Here is a 24,855-nt window from a genome sequence, read left to right on the forward strand (position 1 = left end):
CAGCCATCAAGACACCACCTCCCCAACCGCCACGCACTCAACCCACCACTTGGCCAACCCCGACACATTCGGCGCCTTGAGCAAGGTGAAATGATTCCCCCCGCCATACCAAACCTCCAACCCACTCCCCTGCCTTTTCCACCCCTCAATCATCAATCCCTGTTCACGCTGGTTCCCCGCCGCATCCAACGCCGGATCCTGCGCCAACACCAAGCGCACCACACCATCAAACCGAGCCTGCGGCCGATAAACCGTACGCAACGCCGCCGCATACGTGCGCGCCGGCCCGTCCATGGCGCCCACGGCAGCCCGTGCCGGCAGCAACCCGACGCCGACCATCCCCGCATGCAACCATTGCCGCTGCGCCACCTCATTCCGCCCGGCAAAATCCACCGGATCAATCCCCAGGGACTCTCCTGCCGCCAACTGCATCGCCTCGATCAACCGCAACAACGCTGCCGTCGAGGTATACGGCTTGCCGGCCCGCCCCGGCGCCTCACTGTCGATCACGGTCAACGAGGCCACCTCGCGCCCCATGGCCTGCAAGCGCAGCGCCATCTCCAGCGCGACCCAGCCCCCAAACGAATGCCCGACCAGATGTACAGGCCCCTGGGGGCGCTCCAGCTCCAGCGCCGCCAGATAACACTGCGCTGCCGCCTCAACCTGGCTATGGGGTACGGCCTGCCCATCCAGCCCGCGGGGCTGCAAACCCAACAGCGGCCAGTCACGCCCCAGGGCCTCGCTCAAGCCCACAAACCCGGTCACGCTGTCACCGGCCCCCGGCACGCAGAACACCGGAGCATGGGCGGCGCGCCCACTCTGGATACGCAACAGGGGTTGATGCACCGCGCAACTTACCGGCGTACTCGCCGCCAGTGCCGCCGTGATCGCCCGGCCAAGGCCCTGGATATGCGGCGCCTGCATCATGCTCTGGTGATCCCCCGGCACCTCCACCTGGCGCAGTTGCCCTGGCGCCAGGGCGATATCCCACCCCAGCACCCTGCTGCGCCGCGACAACTCGGTGGGACGTTGCTCGGCGCTGAACAGGTGCACCGGTATCGGCAGCGGGAACAGGCTGTAATGGGCCAGCGCGTGCCCATGCCCGACTTCCCGCTGGATAAAGCTCAGCAGGTCAGCGTCCGTCGCCGCCGCCATTTGCGCGTATAGCAGACCTTCATCGCGACAGCGTTGCAGCACAGCCGCAAAGTCCAGCTGTCCAATCTGCGCCTCCAGTTGTTCAAGGCTTGCCAGCTCATTCACACCTCCCTGTGCTTTCCAATACGCGCTGCACTGCAACAGCAAATGCCGCGTGAATGCCTGCGGCCCGCTCCAGCGCGCCTTGCCCTGGTCGGTCATGCGCGGCACATAGCTGTCGATCAAGCCGAGGAAGGCCACGGTCTCGTCCAGCCCCAGCAGTTGCATGGCGATTTCATAGGCCAGCACACCGCCAAACGACCAGCCCGCCACACGATACGGGCCGTGGGGCTGTCGCTCGCGGATCAGCCCGACCATGCGCGCCGCCAAGCCTTCCATGCTGTCCAGGTGCGCCTCGCCCAGCGCCAGGCCTGGCAGCCCGTAGATTGGATAATCGCCGGGCAGGTGCTGGCCCAGGGCCGGGAAATACACGTCCATGCCGCTGAACTCATGTATCAGGAACAGCGGTGCCTGGGAGCCACTGCTACGCACGGTGATCACCGCCGTGTCAGGCAGTGCTTGATCCCCACGCTGGCGCAGCAACGCCGCGACCGAGGCCACGCTGGCATGTTCGAACAGTTCGGCCAACGCCAGCGGCAGCCCGGCTTCGTCGAGCAAATTGACCAGGCGAATCGCCAACAATGAATGCCCGCCCAGCTCGAAGAAACTGTCGTGCCGCCCTACGTGCTCAAGCTTCAATACCTCGGCCCACAACTGCGCCAGGGTCTGCTCCAGGGCATCGGCCGGCGCTTCAAACGTGCGGCTGGTCGAGGCTTCCCAGGCTGGCGCAGGCAAGGCTTTACGGTCGACCTTGCCATTGGCGGTCAACGGCAGCTGCTCAAGCGCCACGTAGGCGGACGGCATCATGTAGTCCGGCAATTGCGCCTGCAGATATGCACGCACCTGTTCAATGCCTACGGGTGCGCCTGCCCAGGTGAAATAGGCCACCAGGCGCTTGTCCCCCGGCACGTCTTCACGGGCCAGCACCACGGCCTCCTGGATGCCGTCGAACGTCGCCAGCCGGGCTTCGATTTCACCCAACTCAATGCGAAAACCACGGATCTTCACTTGGTCATCGTTACGCCCGATGCACTCCAGCAAGCCGTCGGCCGTCCAGCGTCCGAGGTCGCCGGTGCGGTACATAAGGGCGGTTGGGTTGAACGGGTCCTGCACGAACTTTTCGGCGGTCAACTCAGGACGATTCAAATAGCCTTTGGCAACACCGTCGCCGCCGATGCAGATCTCACCAGTGACACCCAGGGGCAGCGCCTGCAACTGCGTATCCAGCACATACACCTGGGTATTGGAGATCGGCCGGCCCACCGGCACGCTGTCGGCGTCAGCGGCGAGCGCACGCACTTCATAGGTGGTGGCGTAGGTGGTGGTTTCGGTCGGCCCATAGCAATGCACCAGGCGCAGCGCCGGTGCCTGCGCCAACAGGTTGCGGAAGGCTGCCGGGTCGGCACGCTCGCCGCCGCACAGCAGGATGCGCAAGCCGGCCAGGGCCTGTGGAATCAGTTGCACATACTGGTTGAACAGCGCGGTGGTGACAAACAACACCGTAGCGCCCTGCAAGGCCACGCCGAAGGCGGTCGGGTCGAGCAAGGTCCCATGGTCGATCACCTGCACCTGGCCGCCGTTGAGCAACGGCCCCCAGACGTCCATGGTGCTGGCATCGAAAGCCGGGTTCGAGGCGAAGGCCACGCGGTCACGGGTATTGAAATCGGCATAGCCGTTGTTGAGCACCAGGCGCGTGATGCCGCGATGGGGCACCAATACACCCTTGGGCGTGCCGGTGGAGCCGGAGGTGTACATGATGTACGCCACGCTGTCCGAGGACTGCGACAGGTCCGGGTTGTGGTGCGGTTGCGGATCAAGGGCCAGGGTATCCAGGTCCAGGCGGCGCGCTTCGCTATCCATGACACTCTCACTGCGGGTCAGCAGCCAGGCCGCACCACTGTCTTGCAGCATAAAGCCCTGGCGTTCGGCCGGTGCGTTGATGTCCAACGGCACATAAGCGGCAGCGCATTTGAGGATCGCCAATTGGCTGACCAGCAACTCCAGCGAACGCGGCAGCAGGATCGCCAGGTTATCGCCCGGTTGCACACCCAGGCCAAGCAGATGATGGGCCAGGCGGTTAGCGCGCCTATTGAGCTCGCCGTAGCTGACCTGCTGCTCGCCGTGCAACACCGCCACGGCGTCGGGCCGCGCCTGGGCCTGGGCTTCGAACAGGCGCTGCACGGTATGTTCATGGGGAAAGCTGCGGTGGGTGGCGTTGAAACCCTTGAGCAGTTGCTGGCGTTCGGTCTCGGGCAGGATCGGTAAACGGCCGATGGCGATGTCGCGGTGGTCTTCCAGGGCCTGCACCAATTGCGTCAGCGCAATCTCCAGGTACGCGCACAAACGCTGGGCGCCCTGCCCCATGGCCGTCAGGCGGAAGCCTTCACCGAGGTCGTCCACGCTGATCGCGACCCCGTAATGGGTGTGCTCCTGGGCCTTGAGCAACTCGATGCCCTGCCACGCCACAGCTACACCACCCGCCTGGGTTGCGCTATGGCGATAGTTGAACAGCACGTTGAACAATGGCGTCGCCAGGGGCACGCCGCTGCAACGCTGGACCAATGCCAGGGGCGCGTGCTCATGGCTGAGCAGTTGGTTCAGGCGTCCATGGGTGGCACGCAGTGCCGCCAGCACCGAGTGCTCACCCAGGTCGACCCGCAGCGGCAAGGTATTGATAAACACACCCATGGCCCGCTCGGCGCCTTCGCCGCCTTGCAGGCGGCCGAGCAGCACCGTACCGAACACCACTTGCTCACGGTCGCAGACCTTGCCCAGCACATGGGCCCAGGCCAGATGCATCAGGCTGGCCGCACTGACGCCTGCCTGGCGGGCCTGGCCGCGCAGGCGCTGGCTCAGCGACGGGTCGAGGCTCAGTTGCGTGTGCTCATCGGCGCCGAGGTGAGGAACGTCAGTCGGTTCGTCGATATCAGCGAGCATCTCGCGGAAAAACCGCTCGTGATCAGCCGCACCCGAACGGGTCTGCACCACGTAGTTGCGATACGGCACGGGCGCGTCCAGGGCATCCTCGGTACCCAGCAGGAACGCCTGCATTTCATGCTGCAGAATCTCCAGGGCGATATGGTCCATCACCAGGTGGTGGAACAACAACGTCGCCACCACCCGTTGCGGTTCCTCGGCGTACACCAGTCGCATCAGCGGCGCCTGGCCGAGGTCCAGGCGTTGCGGCAAGGGCCCGTTTTCAATGCTGAGGGAGGCATGCCGCCACACCACTTGCACCGGTTCTTCCAGCCCGTCCCAATGCAGGGATGAGCGCAAAATGTCGTGGCGCTGGATCACTGCCTGCAACGCACGGGCGAATGCCTCCAGACGCACGCGGCTGTCGAAGGCAAACTGCGCCTGCAGCACATAGTCATCGCTGCCCTGTGCAGCGCGATGCTGATACAGGATGCCAGCCTGCAACGGCGCCAGCGGGTAAATGTCCTGCACATTCGCCGCGCCGCCCGGGATGCAGGCGACGATGCGCTCGATAGCCGCTTGGTCGAGGTCGATCAGCGTCAGCATGTCTGGGGTGATGCGCACGCAATCGGCCGCGATGCGATTGGCCGGCACCGCCACTTCACGCCCGCCGCCCAATGCCGCCGCCAGGGCCGACAAGGTCGGTTGGCCAAACAGCGCTTTCACATCCGCCGACAAACCCAGGCGCCGCAGGCGCCCCATCAGGCTGACCGCCAGCAGCGAGTGGCCGCCCAGCTCGAAGAAGTTGTCGTGCCGGCCCACGCGCTCCACGCCAAGCAACTCGGCCCACAACGCGGCCAAAGTGATTTCGGTGTCGCCCTGGGGTGCCTCGTATTCACGCACTACCAGGGCATCCAGGCCCGGCGTCGGCAGCGCCTTGCGGTCAAGCTTGCCGTTGGGGCTCAGGGGCAAAGCGTGCAGATGCACGAAGCTGGCCGGCACCATGAACTCCGGCAAGTGCAGCAGCAAATGGGCGCGCAGGTGTTCAATCTCGGTGGGCAGGCCGGTGTAATAGGCGATCAGGCGCTGCTCGCGGGCAATCACCGCGGCTTCCTGGACCGCTGGATGCTCGGTCAGGCGCGCCTGGATTTCCCCCAGTTCGATGCGCAGGCCACGGATCTTCACTTGGTCATCATTGCGCCCCAGGTACTCGATATTACCGTCCGGCAAATAGCGCCCCACGTCACCGGTGCGGTACATGCGCCCCGGCATGAATGGATCATCGACAAAGCGCTCGGCGGTCAGCTCGGCCCGGTTCAGGTAACCGCGCGCCACTTGCACACCGGCGATGAACAACTCGCCTACCACACCCAACGGCACCGGCTGCAACTGCCCGTCCAGCACGTACAAGCGCGTGTTGGCAATCGGCTTGCCGATAGGCGTGTTGTCGGGCACGTCAGCGCCTGTGCAGTCCCACGCGGTAACATCCACCGCTGCTTCGGTGGGCCCGTAGAGGTTATGCAACTGGCTGCCCGGCAATTGCTGCTTGAAGCGCCGCACCAGGCTGCCCGGCAGCGCTTCACCGCTGCACATCACACGCACCAGGCCGGCTGCCTGGCTGACATCGCCATGGGCCAGGAACACGTCGAGCATCGACGGCACAAAATGCAGGGTGGTGATGTTTTCTGCCGCGATTACTTCGCACAGGTACTCAGGGTCTTTATGCCCGCCAGGGCGCGCCATGACCAGGCGTGCACCCGTGCACAGCGGCCAGAAGAATTCCCATACCGACACGTCGAAGCTGAATGGGGTTTTCTGCAGCACCGTATCGCTGGCCGTGAGCCCGTATTCGTCCTGCATCCACAGCAGGCGGTTGACCACCCCGGGGTGTTCGTTGATCACGCCCTTGGGCTGGCCGGTGGAGCCGGAGGTGTAGATCACGTAGGCGGCCACACTGGCCACATCAAGGTTGCTGATGGGCTGGTGCTGCCAGGTGGGTTGGCCCAGATTGATCACCGGCACGTCACCCAGCAAACCCAGGGTGCTGCCTTGGGCCAGCACCACGGTGGGCGCGCTGTCGTGCAGCATGTAGGCGATACGCTCCAGCGGGTACGCCGGGTCCAGCGGCACATAGGCGGCGCCGGCCTTGAGGATGGCGTACAGACCGATGACCATGTCCACGCCACGCTCCACACAGATGGCTACCCGCGCCTGCGGCTGCACCCCGAGAGCTTGCAGGTGGTGGGCCAATTGGTTGGCGCGGGCGTTCAGTTCGGCATAGGTCAACTGCTGCTCGCCCGCCTTGAGGGCAATGGCGTCAGGGCTGCGGGCTACTTGCGCTTCGAACATGCCATGCAGGGTCTGGTCGAGGTCGTAGTGCACCGCGGTGGCGTTGAAATCCACCAGCAATTGCCGACGCTCACGCTCATCCACCAGCGGCACATGCGCCAGCACCGCCTGGTCGTTGGCGACCATGGCCTGCAGTACGCGGGTGAAGTAGCCGACATAACGCCGCAGGGTCGACTCATCGAAGAGCGCCACGGCATATTCCAGCGCACCGAGAATGCTGCCCTGCACTTCGCCCAGGTTCAGCGACAGGTCGAACTTGGCAAAGTGGCTGTTCTCGACAATGCCTTCCAGGGCCAGGTCGCCCAGCGCCAAGGTCGGTGCGCTGCTGTCCTGCCAGCTCAGCAGGGTCTGGAACAACGGGCTATGGGCCAGGCTACGCGGCGGCCGGGTGATTTCCACCACCTGCTCGAACGGCAGGTCCTGATGGGCCTGGGCGGCCAGGGTCAGCGCCTTGACCCGTGCCAGCAACGCCTCGGTGCTCAGCTCGCCCGAGGTATCGATACGCAACGCCAGGGTGTTGACGAACAGGCCGATCAACCCTTCCACCTCGGTAAGTGTGCGGTTGGCCACCGGCGTACCGATCACCAGGTCATCCTGCCCGGACAGGCGCGCCAGCAACGCGGCCCAGGCGCTCATCAAGGTCATGTACAAGGTGGTGCCATGACGTTGGCTCAAAGCCTTGAGCCCGGCGGTGAGGCGTTCATCCAGGCGTACTTCGACGCTGCTGCCGGCGTAGTCCTGCTGCGCCGGACGTGGGCGGTCGGTAGGCAAGGTCAGCAATGCCGGGGCGCCGGCCAGGGCCTGCTGCCAATAGCTGCTCTGGCGGTGCAGGACTTCGCCGCTCAACCATAGGCGTTGCCATACGGCAAAGTCGGCGTACTGGATCGGCAACGGCGGCAGCGGATCGACGTGGCCATGACTGAAGGCTTGGTACAGCGCCATCAGTTCGCGGGTCAGAACACCCATGGACCAGCCATCGGAGACGATATGGTGCAGGGTGAGCAACAGCACATGGTGATCGTCGGCCATCACCACCAGGCGCCCGCGCAGCAATGGGCCACGCTCGAGGTCGAACGGCGCCGAGGCTTCGCCGTGGATCAGCGCGTCCAGGGCTTGCTGGGGTTGCGGGTGGCGGCGCAGGTCCTGCACTTGCAGGGCTTGCAGTTCTTCGGCGGGCACGATCAGCACCTGGGCCTGATCGCCGTTCTGGGCGAAACGGCTGCGCAGGGTTTCATGCCTCGAGACGATGCGCGCCAAGGCCCGTTGCAGCGCCTGCACATGCAACTGCCCACGCAAACGCAGACCGATGGGAATGTTGTAGGCGGTGTTGGCACCTTCCATCAACGCCAGGAACCACAGGCGTTGTTGGGCAAACGACAGCGGCATGTCGTCATCACGATTGGCCGGCAAAATATCCGGCAAGGTGCTGCGCCCGGCCTGGGCCAGCAGCTCGGCGACCGCCGTCAGTTCAGCATTGGCAAACAAATCGCCCAGCGCCAATTCCACTCCCAGACGCTGGCGGACCTGGGAAACCATGCGCATCGCCAGCAGCGAGTGCCCGCCCAACTCGAAGAAGTGGTCACGCCGCCCAACCCGCTCTACCTGCAACACCTCGGCCCAGATCTGCGCCAGCAGCGTTTCGATCTCGCCCTGGGGCGCGGCGTATTCGCGGGTGAACACCGCGGCCATGTCCGGCGCCGGCAGGGCCTTGCGGTCGAGCTTGCCATTGGCAGTCAGCGGCAGCGCGTCGAGCTTGATGAAAGCGACGGGCACCATGTAGTCCGGCAAGTGCGCCACCAGGTGGGCACGGATCTCGCTTATCGTCAGCGCATCGAGTTGCGGGTTCTCAGTGAAATAGGCCAACAGCCGTTCTTCACGCACCAGCACCACCGCTTCCAGGATGCCCGGCAATTGGTTGAGCCGGGTTTCGATTTCGCCCAGTTCAATACGCACGCCGCGGATTTTCACCTGGTCATCGTTGCGCCCCAGGTACTCGATCGTGCCGTCCGGCAACCAGCGCGCCAGGTCGCCGGTGCGGTACATGCGCCCCGGGTTGAACGGGTCGCGCAGGAAGCGCTCGGCGGTCAGCTCCGGACGGTTCAGGTAACCACGTGCCACGCCCTTGCCCCCCACGTACAGCTCACCCGCAACACCCAACGGCACCGGGCGCTGCTGGTCGTCGAGCAAGTACACCGCGGCATTGGCGATGGGCTTGCCGATATGCAACGGCTGGCCCGCCTCGACCTTGCCGGAAGTGGCCACCACCGTGGCTTCGGTGGGGCCGTAGTTGTTGATCAGTTCAAAGCGCTGCGCCCGGCCGAACTGGCGCAGGCGATCGCCGCCGACCAGCAGGGTGCGCAAGGTCGGATGCTCGATGTTCTGGCTGAACGCGTACTCGGCCACCGGCGTGGGCAGAAAGCTCACGTCCAGGGGCTGTGCGCACCACCAGGCCAGCAGCGCGTCGATGTCTTCGGCGCCGTCATGGGCCGGCGGCAGGTGCAAGGTGGCGCCCACACACAGCGCCGGCCACACTTCCCAAGCCATCGCATCAAAGCCGAAACCGGCGACGCTGGCGGTATGCCGGCCGGCGCGCAGGTCGAAGGCGCTGCAATGCCAGTCCACCAGGTTGGCGACGGTGTGGTGTTCGACCATCACGCCTTTGGGCAAGCCGGTGGAGCCGGAGGTGTAGATCACATAGGCCAGGTGCTTGGGGCCAACGCCAACCTTGGGGTTGCTCGCCGAATGGTGCTGCCAGGTGAAACGGTCGAGGTTGATCACCGGCACCTCAAGCTCGGGCAGGCGCCCCAGCAAGGCGTGTTGGGTGAGCACCACCACCGGGGCACTGTCGCTGAGCAAGTAGTGCAGGCGCTCGGCCGGGTGAGACGGGTCCACCGGCACATACCCGGCGCCAGCCTTGAGGATCGCCAACAAGGCGGCCAGGGTATCGAGGCCACGCCGCGCCACGATGGCCACGCGGTCATCGGGCTTGACCCCCAGCGCCAGCAGGTGATGGGCCAGCAGGTTGGCTTGCTGGTTGAGTTCGGCGTAGGTCAGTTGCCGACCCTGGTGCACCGCAGCGATGGCGTCCGGGGTCAGCTCGGCCTGGGCTTCGATGCGGCCATGCAACGTGGTGCCTTGGGGGAACAGCGCCTCGGTGGTGTTGAACTGCTCCAGCAACAGACGCTGTTCGCTTGCAGGCACTACCGAGAGCTGGTTGAGCGCCGTGTGCGGCGCCTGCTCCAGCGCGGTGACGAGGTTTTCCAGCGCGGTGTGCAGGTAGGCGCACACGCGCTGGGGGTCGACCAGGGTGCTGGCCAGCAAACTCAGGCCAAAGCCCTCGCCGAGGTCGTCCACGCTCAGGGTCAGCGGGTAGTTGGTGCGCTCCTCGGCGCGCAACGCGGCGATGCCCTGCCAGGCCGACACTGCCTCGGCACTGGCGGCGGGTGCGCTGTGCCGGTAGTTGAGCAGCGCACTGAACAGCGGCGTCGGCGCTATCACGCCGCTGCAGCGCTGGGCCAGGGCTAAAGCCGCATGCTCATGACGCAGCAAGGTGGTCAGGCGTGCGTGGGTGGCCTTGACCCCGCTGCGCACATCCTGGGCGTCCACATTCACGCGAAACGGCAAGGTATTGATGAAGATACCCAAGGCACGGTCGGTATCATGACTGCCCTGCATGCGCCCCATCAGTACGGTACCGAACACCACTTGAGCTTTGCCGGCCAATACACCCAGCACCTGGGCCCAGCCCATGTGGAACAGGCTGGCGGCGCTCACGCCGAGCTGGCGGGCCTGCACACGCAAACGCAGCGCCAGTTGCGGCGCCACCGGCTGGCTGACCTCGGCGATGCCCCGCGCATCCCCTTGCACATCCTGCAACCCGAACGGCAGGGTCGGCTCGCTGATATCGCCGAGCATCTGCCGGAAGAAGCTTTCATGCTCCTGCTCGCTGATACCCAGCCGCGCCTGCGCTACATAATTGCGAAACGGCACCGCCTGGCCCAGGGCGGCGCCCTGCCCCAACAGGCACGCCTGCATCTCATGGCACACCACTTCCAGGGCGCTGTGGTCCAGCGCCATATGGTGAAACAGCAGCGTGGCGACAATGCGTTGGTTGACCGGGTCTTCAGCCCGCACCAGGCGCAGCAGCGGCGCCTGGGTGACGTCAAGGCGATGGTGGCGGGCATCGAATACCTCATGCAGTTGCGCGGCGATATCGCCGTTGGCGGTGTCCAGCATCAAGGCTTGCACCGGCAGCCGCGCCTGGCGCCACACCACTTGCGAAGGTTGCGACAGGCCGTCCCAGACCACGCCAGTGCGCAGGATGTCGTGGCGGTCCATGACGCTTTGCAGCGCCTGGGCAAACGCCTCGAAGCGCTCCAGGCTGTCAAAGGCGAACTGCGATTGCATCACGTACGGGTCGCCCTGCTCGGCGCTGACATGGTGGAACAGGATGCCTTCCTGCAACGGCGCCAGCGGGTAGATGTCCTGGATATTTGCTACACCCCCCGGCACGGTGGCGACAATGCGCTCGATCTCGTCCTGGCTCAGACTCGAGAGGGTCAGCATCGCCGGGGTGATGCGTGCGGCGCCGACGGGGATGCCATTGACCGGCACCGCCACTTCGCCAGCCTTGGTCGCCGAGTATTCACCGGCCTTGATCAGCTCGATCAGCGCCGGTTTGTGCTCGCGCAAGGCAGCCAATATTGCCGGGTCGCTCAAGGCTTGCTTGTTGCCGTTCACCGCCAACTGCTCGCCTTTGAGCGCCAGTTGCACGTCCTTGGTTTTCAGGGTTGCCAGCAGCTCAAGGATGTTCACAGGACGATCTCCATTCGTTCGGTCATTGCGGCGTAGCCGGCCAGGGTCGGTTGTTCGAACAACGCCCGTACATCGGCTTCCATGCCTTCCTGGCGCAGGCGCCCGATCAAGCTCACGGCGAGCAGCGAGTGCCCGCCCAGTTCAAAGAAGTGGTCATGCCGGCCTACCCGCTCCACCTTGAGCAGCTCGGCCCAGAGCCGGGCCAGCAGGATTTCGGTATCGCCTTCGGGCGCCTCGTATTCGCGTACCCGCAGCGCGTCCATGCCCGGTGCAGGCAGGGCCTTGCGGTCGAGTTTGCCGTTGGGGCTCAGGGGCAAGGCGTCCAGGTGCACGAACAGCGCCGGCACCATGAACTCCGGCAGGTGGTGCAGCAGTTGATCACGCAGACTCTGGATGTCGCTCGGCACGCCGGTGTAATAGGCGACCAAGCGCTCTTCACGGGCCACCACCACCGCGTCCTTGACCGCCGGATGCTCGACCAGGCGTGCCTGGATTTCCCCCAGCTCGATGCGCAGGCCACGGATCTTGACCTGGTCATCGTTGCGTCCCAGGTATTCGATATTACCGTCGGGCAAATAGCGACCCAGGTCGCCGGTGCGGTACATCCGTCCTTGGCTGAAGGGGTCATCCAGAAAGCGTTCGGCTGTCAACTCAGGGCGGTTCAGGTAACCCCGCGCCACTTGCACGCCGGCGATAAACAGCTCACCAACCACGCCCAGCGGCAGCAGCTGCAACTGCCCGTCCAACACGTACATACGCGTGTTGGCAATCGGCTTGCCGATGGGGGTGTTGTCCGGCACGTCGGAGCCGGCGCAGTTCCACGCGGTAACGTCCACCGCTGCTTCGGTGGGGCCGTACAGGTTGTACAAGCCACTGCCCGGCAGTTGCTGCTTGAAGCGGCGCACCAGGCTGCCCGGCAACGCCTCGCCGCTGCACATCACCCGTACAAGGCCGGCGGCCTGGCTGACATCACCGTGGGCCAGGAACACATCGAGCATCGATGGCACAAAGTGCAGGGTAGTGATCTGTTCTGCCTCGATCACCTCGCACAGGTACGCCGGCTCCTTGTGCCCGCCCGGGCGCGCCATGACCAGGCGTGCGCCGGTGAACAGCGGCCAGAAGAATTCCCACACCGACACGTCGAAGCTGAACGGGGTTTTCTGCAACACCGTATCGCTGGCCGTAAGCCCGTACGCGTCCTGCATCCACAACAGGCGGTTGACCACCCCGGCGTGTTCGTTGATCACACCCTTGGGCTGGCCGGTGGAACCAGAGGTGTAGATCACGTAGGCCTGGTGCCGGGCGGTGAGGCCCGGCACTTGGGGGTTGGTGGCTGGCTGCTGGTGCCAGGTGCTGTGGTCGAGGTCGATCACCGCCACGTCACCGAGCAAGGCACGGGTGGCGCCTTGGGCCAGCACCACCACCGGCGCGCTGTCGTGCAGCATGTAGGCGATTCGTTCCTGCGGGTAAGTCGGGTCCAGCGGTACGTAACCGCCACCGGCCTTGAGGATGGCGAACAGGCCGATGACCATGTCCAGGCCGCGCTCCAGGCAGATCCCCACTCGCGAATCGGGCTCGACGCCCATGTTCCGCAAGTGATGGGCCAGGCGGTTGGCGCGCTCATTGAGTTGCTGATAGCTCAGTTGTTGCTCGCCCGCCTTCACCGCCACGGCCTGCGGTGTGCGCAGCACCTGGGCCTCGAACAGGCTGTGCAGGGTCTGGTCGAGGTTGTAGTCCGCCGCGGTGGCGTTGAACTCGACCAGCAGTTTATGACGCTCCTCGAGCCCCATGATCGGCAAGCGATTCAATGCCTGGTCGGGTGCCTGCTCCAGCGCTTCGACCAGCCCGGACAACGCCGCCTGCATATACCCGCAGACCCGCTGCGCATCCACCTGGGCCAAGGCGGTGATCCCATAGCCATCGCCCAGGTCATCCACGTTCAAGGTCAGCGGGTAGTTGGTGCGCCCGTCGTTGGCCAGGGTCTGCATGCCCTCCCACGCCTGCTGCGCATCGGCAGCACGGCCGGCGGCGCCGCGATGACGATAGTTGAGCATTGAGCTGAACAACGGCGCCGGTGCCGCCACGCCGCTGCAACGCTGCGCCAGGGCCAGGGAGGCGTGTTCATGGCCGAGCAATTGCGTAAGCCGCCCATGGGTGGCGCGCACGGCGGTGCGGGCGCCCTGGTCGTCGATGTCCAGGCGCAGCGGCAAGGTGTTGATAAACACCCCCAGGGCCCGGTCGGCGCCCTCGCCGCCTTGCAGGCGGCCAACCAGCACGGTGCCGAACACCACGTGCTGGCGGCCCGACGTGGCTGCCAGCACCTGCCCCCAGGCCAGGTGAAACAGGCTGGCGGTGCTGACACCCAACAGCCGCGCCTGGGCGCGCAGGCGGCGATTGAGGTCGCTGTCCAGGTGCAGGCTGTGTTCGTGGATATCGACACCGTCGCCGCGCACATCCTGTAAACCGAAAGGCAACGTCGGCTCATCGATATCAGCAAGCATGTCGCGAAAGAACGCTTCATGTTCCTGCTCGCTGACACCCAGCCGCGCCTGGGCCACATAGTTGCGATACGGCATCGGCGCGGCGGTGGGCGCGGCGTGCCCCAGCAGGTAGCCCTGCATTTCGCGCAGCACCACGTCGAACGCAGTGTGGTCCAGGGCGATATGGTGGTAGAGCAACACCGCCACCACGCGTTGGTTGGCCGGGTCCTGGGCGTACATCAGGCGGATCAGCGGCGCCTGGCTGATCTCCAGGCGATAGCGTCGCGCATCGAAGCGCTCATGCAGACCGGCGAGTACGTCGCCTTGCAGCTGCAGCGCCTGCACACTCAGCTCAGCCTTGCGCCACACCACTTGCAGCGGTTGCGCCAGGCCTTCCCATACCACCCCGGTACGCAGGATGTCATGGCGGTCGATCACCTGTTGCAGCGCCCCGACAACGGCTTGCAGGCGCTCGATACTGTCAAACGCCAGGTGCGATTGCAGCAGATACGGGTCGCCCTGCCCGGCGGTGATGTAGTGGTAAAGAATGCCCTCTTGCAACGGCGCCAGCGGGTAGATGTCCTGCACATTCGCGGCACCACCGGGCACCTGGGCGATCACCTGGTCGAGGGTCGACTGGTCAAGGGTGACCAGGGACAGCATGTCCGGGGTGATGCGTTGGCAGTCGGCGGCAATACGGTTGGCCGGCACCTGCACTTCGCGACCACTGCCGACGGCGGCGGCCAGCGCGGCGAGCGTCGGCTGGCTGAAGAGTACGCGCACGTCGGCGCTGAGGCCGACCTGGCGCATGCGCTCGATCAAGCTGACGGCCAGCAGTGAATGGCCGCCCAGTTCAAAGAAGTGGTCATGGCGGCCCACTTGCTCCACCTGCAAGACCTCGGCCCAGATACGTGCCAGGGCGGTTTCGACCTCGCCTTGGGGGGCTTGGTACTCGCGGCTGAGCAAGGCCGACTGGTCGGGGTCCGGCAGTGCCTTGCGGTCCAGCTTGCCGTTGGCTGTCAGGGGCAGCACGTCGAGGCGCATATAGGCAACCGGCACCAGCGCATCCGGAAGCTGCGCGTGCAGCTGCCCACGCAAGGTCTCGATATCCACCGCGCGCTGCTCGGTGAACCAGGCCAGCAAGCGGCCTTCGCGCACCAGCACCACCGCTTCGCGAATGCCGTCCAGTGCCGCAAGGCGGCTTTCGATCTCGCCCAGTTCCACACGCACGCCACGTACTTTCACCTGGTCGTCGTTGCGGCCCAGGTACTCGAGATTACCATCGGACAACCAGCGCACCAGGTCACCGGTGCGGTACATGCGCCCGTGGTTGAACGGGTCTTGCAGGAAGCGCTCGGCGGTCAAGTCCGGGCGATTCAGGTAACCCCGCGCCACGCCGCTGCCGCCTATATAGAGTTCACCGGCCACGCCCACCGGCACCGGGCGCAGTTGCGTATCCAGTACATAGCTGCTGGCATTGGCAATGGGCCGACCGATATGCAACGCCTGCCCGGCGCGTACACGGCCGGAGGTGGCAACCACCGTGGCTTCGGTGGGGCCGTAGTTGTTGATCACCGCAAAGCGCCGTTCCTTGGTGAACTGACGCAGGCGGTCACCGCCGATCAGCAGGATGCGCAAAGTCGGGTGTTGCAGCGGCTGGCTGAATGCGTACTCGGCCACTGGCGTGGGCAGGAAGCTCACGTCCAGCGGTTGTGCCAGCCACCAGGCCAGCAGTTCGTCGATGTTCTCGTTGCCCACTTCGGCGGGCGGCAGGTGCAGGGTCGCGCCGACGCACAAGGCCGGCCAGACTTCCCAGGCCATGGCATCAAAGCCAAAACCGGCCACGCTGCTGGTGTGGCTCACGGCAGTCAGGCCGAAAGCTTCGCAGTGCCAGTGCACGAGGTTTTCCAGCGTGCGGTGCTCCACCATCACGCCCTTGGGTTGGCCGGTGGAGCCGGAGGTGTAGATGACGTAGGCCAGGTGCGCCGGGGTCAACGCGGCCACCTGCGGATTGCTGACGGCGTGGCGCTGCCAGTTGGGATCATGCAAGTCGACCATCGCCACCGGCCCCAGTAGCCCGCGCGTGCTGCTTTCGGCCACGACGGCCACCGGGGCGCTGTCCTGCAACAGGTAGGCGATACGCTCGGAAGGGTACGCCGGGTCAATCGGCACGTAGCCCGCACCCGCCTTGAGAATGCCCAGCAACCCCACCAGCATCTGCGGGCCACGGCGGCAGCACAACGCCACGCGATCATCCGCTTGCACACCCAGTTCCAGCAGGTGATGGGCCAACTGGTTGGCACGTTGATTGAGTTGCTGATAGCTCAGCGTATCGCTGCCTTGCTGTACGGCAATCGCGTGGGGTTGGCGCTCGGCCTGCACCTCAAATGCGCCATGCAGGGTCTGGCCCCGGGGGAAGTCCTGGGCCGTGGCGTTGAACTCACCCAGCAGGGTATCGCGCTCGGCGGTTGGCAGGATGGGCAGTTGGTTGAGCGCGGTGTGGGGAGCACTCTCCAAGGCCGTGACCAACTGAGCCACGGCGCTGTGCATGTAGTCGCACAGGCGTTGTGCGCCGATTTGTGGCACCGCCAGCACGCTCAGGCCGAAGCCGACACCCAGGTCATCCACACTCAGGGTCAGCGGGTAGTTGCTGCGTTCCTCACCACCGAGCAGTTGCACGCCCTCCCAGATGCCATGGCCGTCGCGGGCCATTTCGCCGGGGTTGCTGTGACGGTAGTTGAGCAAGGCGCTGAACAAGGGCGTGCTGGTCGGCACACCGCTGCAACGCTGAGCCAGGGCCAGCGAGGCATGTTCATGCCCAAGCAAGGCACTCAGGCGTGCATGGGTGGCCTTGACCGCCACCGAAGCGCCGGCCGCCACATCGACCCGCAGTGGCAAGGTGTTGATAAACATCCCCAGCGCCCGGTCCGCGCCGTCGCCGGCTTGCATACGCCCCATCAACACCGTGCCGAACACCACGTCATCACGGCCGGACACCAGCCCCACCACCTGGGCCCAGGCCAGGTGCATCAGGCTCGCCGCGCTCACGCCCAACTGTCGTGCCTGCTGGCGTAGCCGCTGTGCCAGCTCGGCGTCCAGCTGCAAACCGGCTTCTTCGATAGCACGGCCATCACCCTGCACATCCTGCAGGCCGAACGGCAAGGTCGGCTCGTCGACGTCGGCGAGCATGTCGCGGAAAAATTGCTCATGCTCCGCCACACTGACACCCAGCCGTGCCTGGGCCACGTAGTTGCGAAACGGGGCGGCCTCGGGCAAGTCACGCCCTTGGCCGAACATGAAGGCACGCATCTCCTGGCCGACCACTTCCATGGCGGTATGGTCCAGCGCCAGGTGATGGAACAGCAGGATCGCCACGACGCGGTCAAGCGCCGGGTCCCGGGCATAGACCATGCGCAGCAACGGCGCCTGGGTGATGTCCAGGCGGTAGTGGCGGGCATCGAAGCGTGCATGCAGTTGTTCGATGGCACCGCCCTCGGCCGGGTCCAGATGCACCTCCTGTACCATCAGCCGCGCCTCGCGCCATACCACCTGGACGGGGCTGTTCAGGCCTTCCCAGACCACGCCTGTGCGCAGGATATCGTGGCGCGCCACCACCTGTTGCAGCGCGCCCATGAACCCGTGCAGGCGTTCGAGGCTGTCAAACGCCATGCGCGATTGCAGCAGGTACGGGTCACCCTGCTCGGCGCTGATGTGGTGGTAGAGAATGCCTTCCTGCAACGGCGCCAGCGGGTAGATGTCCTGCACATTCGCCGCTCCACCCGGCACGTTGGCGACGATACGTTCGATGGCATCCGGCGTGAGTTGCACCAGGCTCAGCATCGACGGGGTGATCTGTGTGCAGCCTGCCGGGATGCCATTGACCGGCACCACGATCTCGCGACCACCGCCCACCGCTGCCGCCAGCGCCGCCAGGCTTGGCTGGTTGAACAGCACACGCACATCGGCACTCAGGCCCACTTGGCGCATGCGTTCGATCAGGCTCACCGCCAGCAGCGAATGCCCGCCCAATTCGAAGAAGTGATCGTGACGCCCGACGCGTTCGAGCTTGAGCACGTCCTGCCAGATCTGCGCCAGCAGGGTTTCCACTTCGCCTTGCGGGGGCTCGTAGCCGCGATTGAGCAAGGCGCTCTGGTCCGGTATTGGCAAGGCTTTGCGATCCAGCTTGCCATTGGCGGTGAGGGGCCACAGCGCCAGCCAAACATAAGCCGAAGGCACCATGTAGTCGGGCAACTGGCCTTGCAGGTGGGCACGTAGCGCTTCGATATCCAGTACGGTGTCGGCGGTGTAGTAGGCAACCAGACGTTTGTCGCCAGGCTCGTCTTCCCGGACCAGTACCACAGCCTCCTTGACCCCGGCGCAGCTAGCCAGGCAGGTTTCGATTTCTCCAGGCTCAATGCGATAGCCGCGAATCTTCACTTGCAGGTCATTACGCCCTTGGTACAGCAGGGTACCGTCGGCCTGCCAGCAGGCCAGGTCGCCGCTGCGGTACAGCAGGCCATCGCCGAATGGGTTGGGGACGAATTTTTCTGCGCTCAGTTGGGGCTGGTTCAGATAGCCGTTGGCAACGCCCGCGCCGCCGATATACAGCTCGCCAGTCACCCCCACAGGCAACGGTTGCTGGCGCGCATCCAGCACATAGGCCTGAGCGTTGGCAATCGGCCGGCCAATCGGAATAGCCCCGTTGCCCAGCGTGGTGATCTCAAAGGTGGTGGAGAACGTGGTGGCTTCGGTCGGCCCATAGCCATTCAACAGGTGCTGGGGTTTGCCGTGCTTGAGCACACGGCCGATCACCTGGGGGTCGAGCACGTCGCCGCCGACAATCAGGTAGCGCAACTGGCGGAACACTGGCATCAGCGCGTCGGCGTATTGGTGGAACAGCCCGGCGGTCATCCACAGCACGCTGACGGCCTGCGCCTGCAACAGTTCGGCGAACGCGGCCTGGGACAACAACTGCGCTTGCTCGACCACCACCACGCAACCACCATTGAGCAATGGCGCCCACACGTCGAGGGTGCTGGCGTCAAATGCAGGGTTGGACGCGAAGGCCACCCGGTCTAGGGCGTTGAAATCGGCGTAGCCGTTGTTGAGCACCAGCCGCGATATGGCGCGATGGGGCACTTGCACACCTTTCGGCGCTCCGGTGGAACCAGAGGTATAGAGGATGTAAGCGACGCTTTGCGAAGAATGCGTGAGGTCGGGGTTATGCGGCGACAGTGCGTCCAGGTTCATCTGCGCCAGGTTGTCCAGCACATGGCGTGCACCGCTGTCCCGTACGATGAAGCCCTGGCGCTCCACAGGGGCGTTGACGTCCAGCGGCACGTAGACCGCCGCGCACTTGAGGATCGCCAGTTGGCAGACCAGCAAATCCAGAGATCGTGGCAAGGCAATCGCCACGCTTTCACCCGGTTGCACGCCCTGGCTGATCAGATAATGGGCCAGGCGGTTGGCGCGACGATTAAGGTCGCGGTAGCTCAACGATAGCTCGCCCTGCACCGCCGCCATTGCTTCAGGGCGGGCCAATGCCTGGGCTTCAAACAACTGCGGCACAGTGAGTTGCGCAGGGTAGTGACGGGTAGTGGCGTTGAAATCCACCAGCACTTGATGACGCTCGGCGGGCGGTAGAATCGACACCGCTTGCAATGGCGTGGTCGGTGCCTGCTGCATCGCCGCTACCAGGTGACGCAGCGCGGTAAGCATGTAGTCGCCCACCCGTTGCACATCCAGCTCGGCGACGCCTTGCACGGTAAGGGTGAAGCCTGTACCCAGGTCATCGACATTGAGCACCAGCGGGTAGTTGCTGCGCTCCTGGGAGCTGAGGATCTGGATGCCGGATGCGGCGAAGGGATTGTCCCCCGGTGCTTCATCCGGCGCGCTATGGCGGTAGTTGAGCAAGGTGCTGAACAGTGGCAACGAACCCGGCACACCACTGCAACGCTGGGCCAGGGACAGCGAGGCATGTTCATGCCCCAGCAACTGCGCCAGGCGCGCATGGGTGGCGCGCACCCCGGCTTGTACGCCGACGGCGCCGAGGCTGACCCGCAACGGCAAGGTATTGATAAACATCCCCAGCGCCCGGTCGGCGCCCTCGCCGCCCTGCATGCGCCCCAGCAACACGGTGCCGAACACCACTTCCTGCTGGCCGGACACCTGGCCCAGCACCTGGGCCCAGGCCAGATGCACCAGGCTCGCAGTGCTGACGCCCAGTTGCCGCGCCTGTTCACGCAGGCCCAGGCTGAGGGCCGGTTCCAGCGGCAAGTGAGCTTCATGGATGCCGCTGCCGTCGCCATTCACATCCTGCAAGCCGAAGGCCAGGGTTGGCTCGTCGATATCGCCAAGCATCTCGCTGAAGAAGGCTTCGTGCTGCGCCTGGCTCAGGCCCAGGCGCGCCTGGGCCACGTAGTTGCGGTACTGCACCGCGTCGGGCAGCTGCGCGCTGTTGCCGCTGAGGCTGGCGCTCATTTCTTCGACCAGCACTTGCAGTGCCGTATGGTCGAGCAGGATATGGTGCAGCAGCAGGATACCGACCAGGCCGCCGGCCTCTTCGGCATAAGCCAGGCGCATCAGCGAGGCGCGGGACAGGTCCAGGCGATAGTGGCGTGGGTCGAAGCGCTGCTGCAACTGCGCCAGGGCATCGACGCCCTGGCTATCGACGCGCTCGACGGCCAGCGGTGCCTGGCGCAGCACCACTTGCACCGGCTCCTCCAGGCCCTCCCAGAGAATCGCGGTGCGCAGGATATCGTTGCGCTCGATGACGCTGTGCAGCGCGTGGATAAACCCATCCACGGCGCCCTGGTCGTTGAAGCGCAATTGCACCTGCAACACGTAGGGGTCGCCCTCGCTGGTTGCCAAGTGGTGATAAAGAATACCGGCTTGCAACGGCGCCAGGCCGTAGATGTCCTGCACGTTGGCCACGCCCCCAGGCACGGCCTGGATGATGTGATCAATGGCGGCCTGGTCCAATTCCACCATCGGCAGCATGTCCGGGGTGATCTGTTCACTGTGTGCCTGGATCAGGTTGACCGGCACCTGCACCTCCCGTTGCCCACCCACCGCCGCGGCGAGCGCCGCCAAGGTCGGCTGGCCGAACAACACGCGCACGTCGGCGCTGAGCTCAACCTGGCGCATGCGCTCGATGAGCTTGACCGCCAGCAGTGAATGCCCGCCCAGCTCGAAGAAGTTATCGTCGCGGCCAACCTGGTCGAGCTTGAGCAGCTCCTGCCAGATCGTGGCGATGGCGTTTTCCACCGCGCCCTGGGGCGGCGCATAACCGCGCCGGGCCAAGGCATCGGCGTCCGGTGCGGGCAAAGCCTTGCGGTCGAGCTTGCCGTTGGTGGTCAGCGGCAACTTGTCCAGGCGCACAAAGGCGCTGGGCACCATGTACTCGGCCAGGCTCAGCAGCAAGTGGTCGCGCAAGGCGGCGACGCTGGGTTCTCCCTCGGTGATCACGTAGGCCACAAGGCGCCTGTCACCCGGTTCGTCTTCCCGGGCGATCACCACCGCATCGCGTACGCCGTCGGCGCTGGCCAGGTGCGCTTCGATTTCGCCCAGCTCGATCCGGAAACCGCGGATCTTGACCTGGTCATCATTACGCCCCAGATATTCGACACTGCCATCGGCCAACAGCCGGCCGAGGTCGCCGGTCTTGTACATGCGCAGACCGGTGGCCGGGTCTGCAAGAAAGCGTTCGGCGTTGAGCGCCTCGCGGTTCAGGTAACCGCGCGCCACTCCGGCACCGCCCACGTACAGCTCGCCGATCACACCCAATGGCAGCGGCTCGCGCTGTGCGTCCAGTACGTACAGCTGCAAATCAGGAATACGCACGCCAATCGGGCTGACGCCGACCAACTGGGCATCCGCCGCCTGCAATGCACGATAGGTCACGTGCACGGTGGTTTCAGTGATGCCGTACATGTTCACCAACTGCGTACCGGCATTCACCGCTCGCGCATACCAGGGCTTGAGCATGCCCGGTTCAAGGGCCTCGCCGCCGAAGATGACCTGGCGCAGCGAATGCGACCGGGTGCTGTGGCCCTGGGCGGCGATCAACTGGCGGAACGCACTCGGCGTCTGGTTGAGGATGCTCACCTCGGCGTCGCAGAGCAGCGCGTAGCACTCGTCCGGTGAGCGGCTGACCAGTTGCGGCACGATCAGCAATTGGCCGCCGTACATCAGCGCACCCCAGATTTCCCACACGGAAAAGTCGAAGGCGAAGGAATGGAACAGCGCCCATACATCGTGCTGGTTGAACCCGAACCAGTGCTGGGTGGCGCTGAACAGGCGCGCCACCTGGCGGTGCTCGATCATCACGCCCTTGGGTTGGCCGGTGGAGCCGGAGGTGTAGATCACATAGGCAAGGTTGGCCGGGCTCAGGTGCAGGCGTGGGTTGAGCAGGGACGCCTGGCCGAGGTTGTCGAGATCAACCTGGGCCAGCTCGCCGACCAACTGGCGGGTGTTGGCCTGCACCAGCACGGCCACGGGTTGGCTGTCGGCCAGGGTGAAGGCGATGCGTTCCTGTGGGTAAGCCGGGTCAATCGGCACGTAACCGGCGCCGGCCTTGAGGATGCCGAGCAAGCCGATGATCATCTGCGGGCCGCGCTCCACGCAGATCGCCACGCGATTGTCCGGGCCCACGCCCTGGGCCAGCAGCGCATGGGCGACCTGGTTGGCGCGTTCGTTGAGTTGGCGATAAGTGAGACGTTGTTGCTCAAAGCGCACGGCAATGGCTTCGGGCTGGATGGCGGCGTGGGTTTCGACTTGCTGGTGGATCAGCGTGGTGTCGGCGTAGTGCGTGGGACTGTGATTCAAGGTATGTAGCAGGGTGTGGCGTTCAGCGTCGGGCAGGATGTTCAGGCCGCAGAGCGGCATTTCCGGTCGCTGCTCAAGGGCCTCGGCCAGGCTTTCCAGGGCGGTATGCAGATAGCTGGCGACCCGCTGCGCGCCAATGGATGCATCGACCATCACCGTAAGGGCAAAGTCTTCCCCCAGGTCATCGACGTTGACGGTCAACGGGTAGTTGGTGCGCTCCTCGGCGCCCAGCACCTGGATGCCCTCGGCGACATTGATCACCGCAGCCATGTCAGTGGCAGCACTGTGGCGATAATTAAGCATCGCACTGAACAGTGGAGTCGGCGCCGCCACGCCACTGCAACGCTGGGCCAGCGCCAGGGATGCATGTTCGTGATCGAGCAAACGCGTGAGGCGTTCATGGGTGATCTTGACGGCAGCGCGTACGCCTTGTTCGCCGACATCCACCCGCAGCGGCAAAGTGTTGATGAACATGCCCAGGGCCTGTTCACCGCCCTCGCCCGCGCCCATACGACCGAGCATCACGGTGCCGAACACCACCGCCTCACGCCCGGAGACCACGCCCAGCACCCGGGCCAGGGCCAGGTGCATCAGGCTCGCCACGCTCACCCCCAATGGACGTGCCAGGCTGCGCAGGCGGCGACTGAGTGTGCTGTCTACGGAACTGCGCGCTTCATCGATGCCCTGGCCATCGCCCTGCACATCCTGCAGGCCGAACGGCAGCGTTGGTTCATCGATATCTGCAAGCATGTCGCGGAAGAATGCTTCATGGGCCTGCTCGCTGACACCATGGCGCACCTGGGCGATGTAGCTGCGAAACGCCACCGGCGCGGCGGCCTGGGCCTGCTCACCGGCGAGGTAGAGCTGGATTTCATGGCGCACCAGGTCCAGGGCGGTGTGGTCAAGAATGGTGTGATGGAACAGCAGCATCGCCACCACGCGCTGGTTGGCCGGGTCATCGGCGAACACCAGGCGCAGCAGCGGTGCCTGGCTCAGGTCCATGCGATAGGTGCGGGCGTCATAGCGCGCGAGCAATTGGGCGAGACGGTCGCCGCTGTCCAAATGCGCTTCTTCGCAGGTCAACTCAGCCTTGCGCCACACCACTTGCAGGGGTTCGTCGAGGCGCTCCCACACCAGGGAGGTGCGCAGGATATCGTGGCGGTCGATTACCCATTGCAGCGCCCGGGCGAAGGCCTCAAGGCGGGCGCGGCTGTCGAACACAAACTGCGCGTGCAGTACGTAGGGGTCGCCCTGCGCTGCCGAAAGGTGGTGGTAAAGCATGCCTTCCTGCAGCGGCGCCAGGGGGTAGATGTCCTGCACATTCGCCGCGCCACCGGGGATGGCCGCGACGATCCGGTCGATGGCCGACTGGTCCAGGTTGACCAGCGGCAACATGGCTGGGGTGATGCGATAGGCCGGGCTCAACCAGTCACCGCCATGCTCGGCGACCAACTGCAACAGCCGGGGTTTGTGCGCGATCAATTGATCCCAGAGCGCATCATCCAGGGCTTCGTCATCGCCGAGAATGATCAGGTCGCCCTCTTCAGTTTGCAGACGGATCGCGTGGGTGGAAATCGCTGCCAGTAAGTCGCTGAACTGCATGGGGAACCTGCCTGATAAGTCACGGTTTTAGAGAATGTCCGTATTCAGTTTTTCCGCTAGGCGCGGCGCCCTTGAAAAACAACGGGCGCAGCCGGGGGCCAGGAGGGGCTTCCGGCAGGCTTGGAAAATTAAGGGATTTGAAGGGTGGGGGGTGACATGGGAAGCGGGGACAAGTGTGGGGCGGGAGGGTTCCCGTTTTTGCTCGTGGGTCTTCAAGTTAGCTGAGTTTTACCAGTACAGCGGTAATGACGTCCATGTCACACCTGTGGGAGCAAGCCCCCTCCCACATTTTGGCCTGTGTCGCCTGCTCGACATGCATTGTTAAAGGCCAGCAATCCATATCCCTTTAATTTGCAGGACGTTTCCTAGACAATTCTTCGGCCTTGCGCCTGCTCAGTCCACTGGCTAGCCTTCGCTTCGTCGCTGCATATCAGCGATCGGGTGTGGAAACCCGGGAATGAGTAGGCGTCATGATCGTATGCAAACGCTCAATGGCGGCTGTGCGCGGGCAGACTTCGGTCTGACTGGGTCCTACTCCCCGGTTTCCACCCCGCGTATGGCTGCCACCCAATCTGCCGTGTGGAAACGGCACCGGATGGCGCCCCAACTGAGT

Annotated in this window: 2 protein-coding genes; both read right to left on the reverse strand. The window is 64.9% G+C overall.

Annotated features, from left to right (window positions below):
* Positions 1-6: 6 nt before the first annotated feature.
* A complete protein-coding gene (locus QYQ93_RS17240) occupies positions 7-11,334 on the reverse strand; it encodes an amino acid adenylation domain-containing protein (RefSeq protein WP_338475131.1) in 11,328 nt (3,775 codons plus the stop codon).
* Positions 11,331-24,242, reverse strand: a complete 12,912-nt coding sequence (locus QYQ93_RS17245; protein WP_338475132.1) for an amino acid adenylation domain-containing protein — start codon at positions 24,240-24,242, stop codon at positions 11,331-11,333. Before QYQ93_RS17245 ends, QYQ93_RS17240 begins: the two co-directional genes overlap by 4 nt.
* Positions 24,243-24,855 lie beyond the last annotated feature (613 nt).

The sequence above is a fragment of the Pseudomonas khavaziana genome, from assembly GCF_036704165.1.
Taxonomy (GTDB): domain Bacteria; phylum Pseudomonadota; class Gammaproteobacteria; order Pseudomonadales; family Pseudomonadaceae; genus Aquipseudomonas; species Aquipseudomonas khavaziana.

Coding starts and splice junctions, on each gene's coding strand:
- QYQ93_RS17245 (WP_338475132.1), bottom strand. CDS start 24,242: ATGCAGTTCAGCGACTTACTGGCAGCGATTTCCACCCACGCGATCCGT.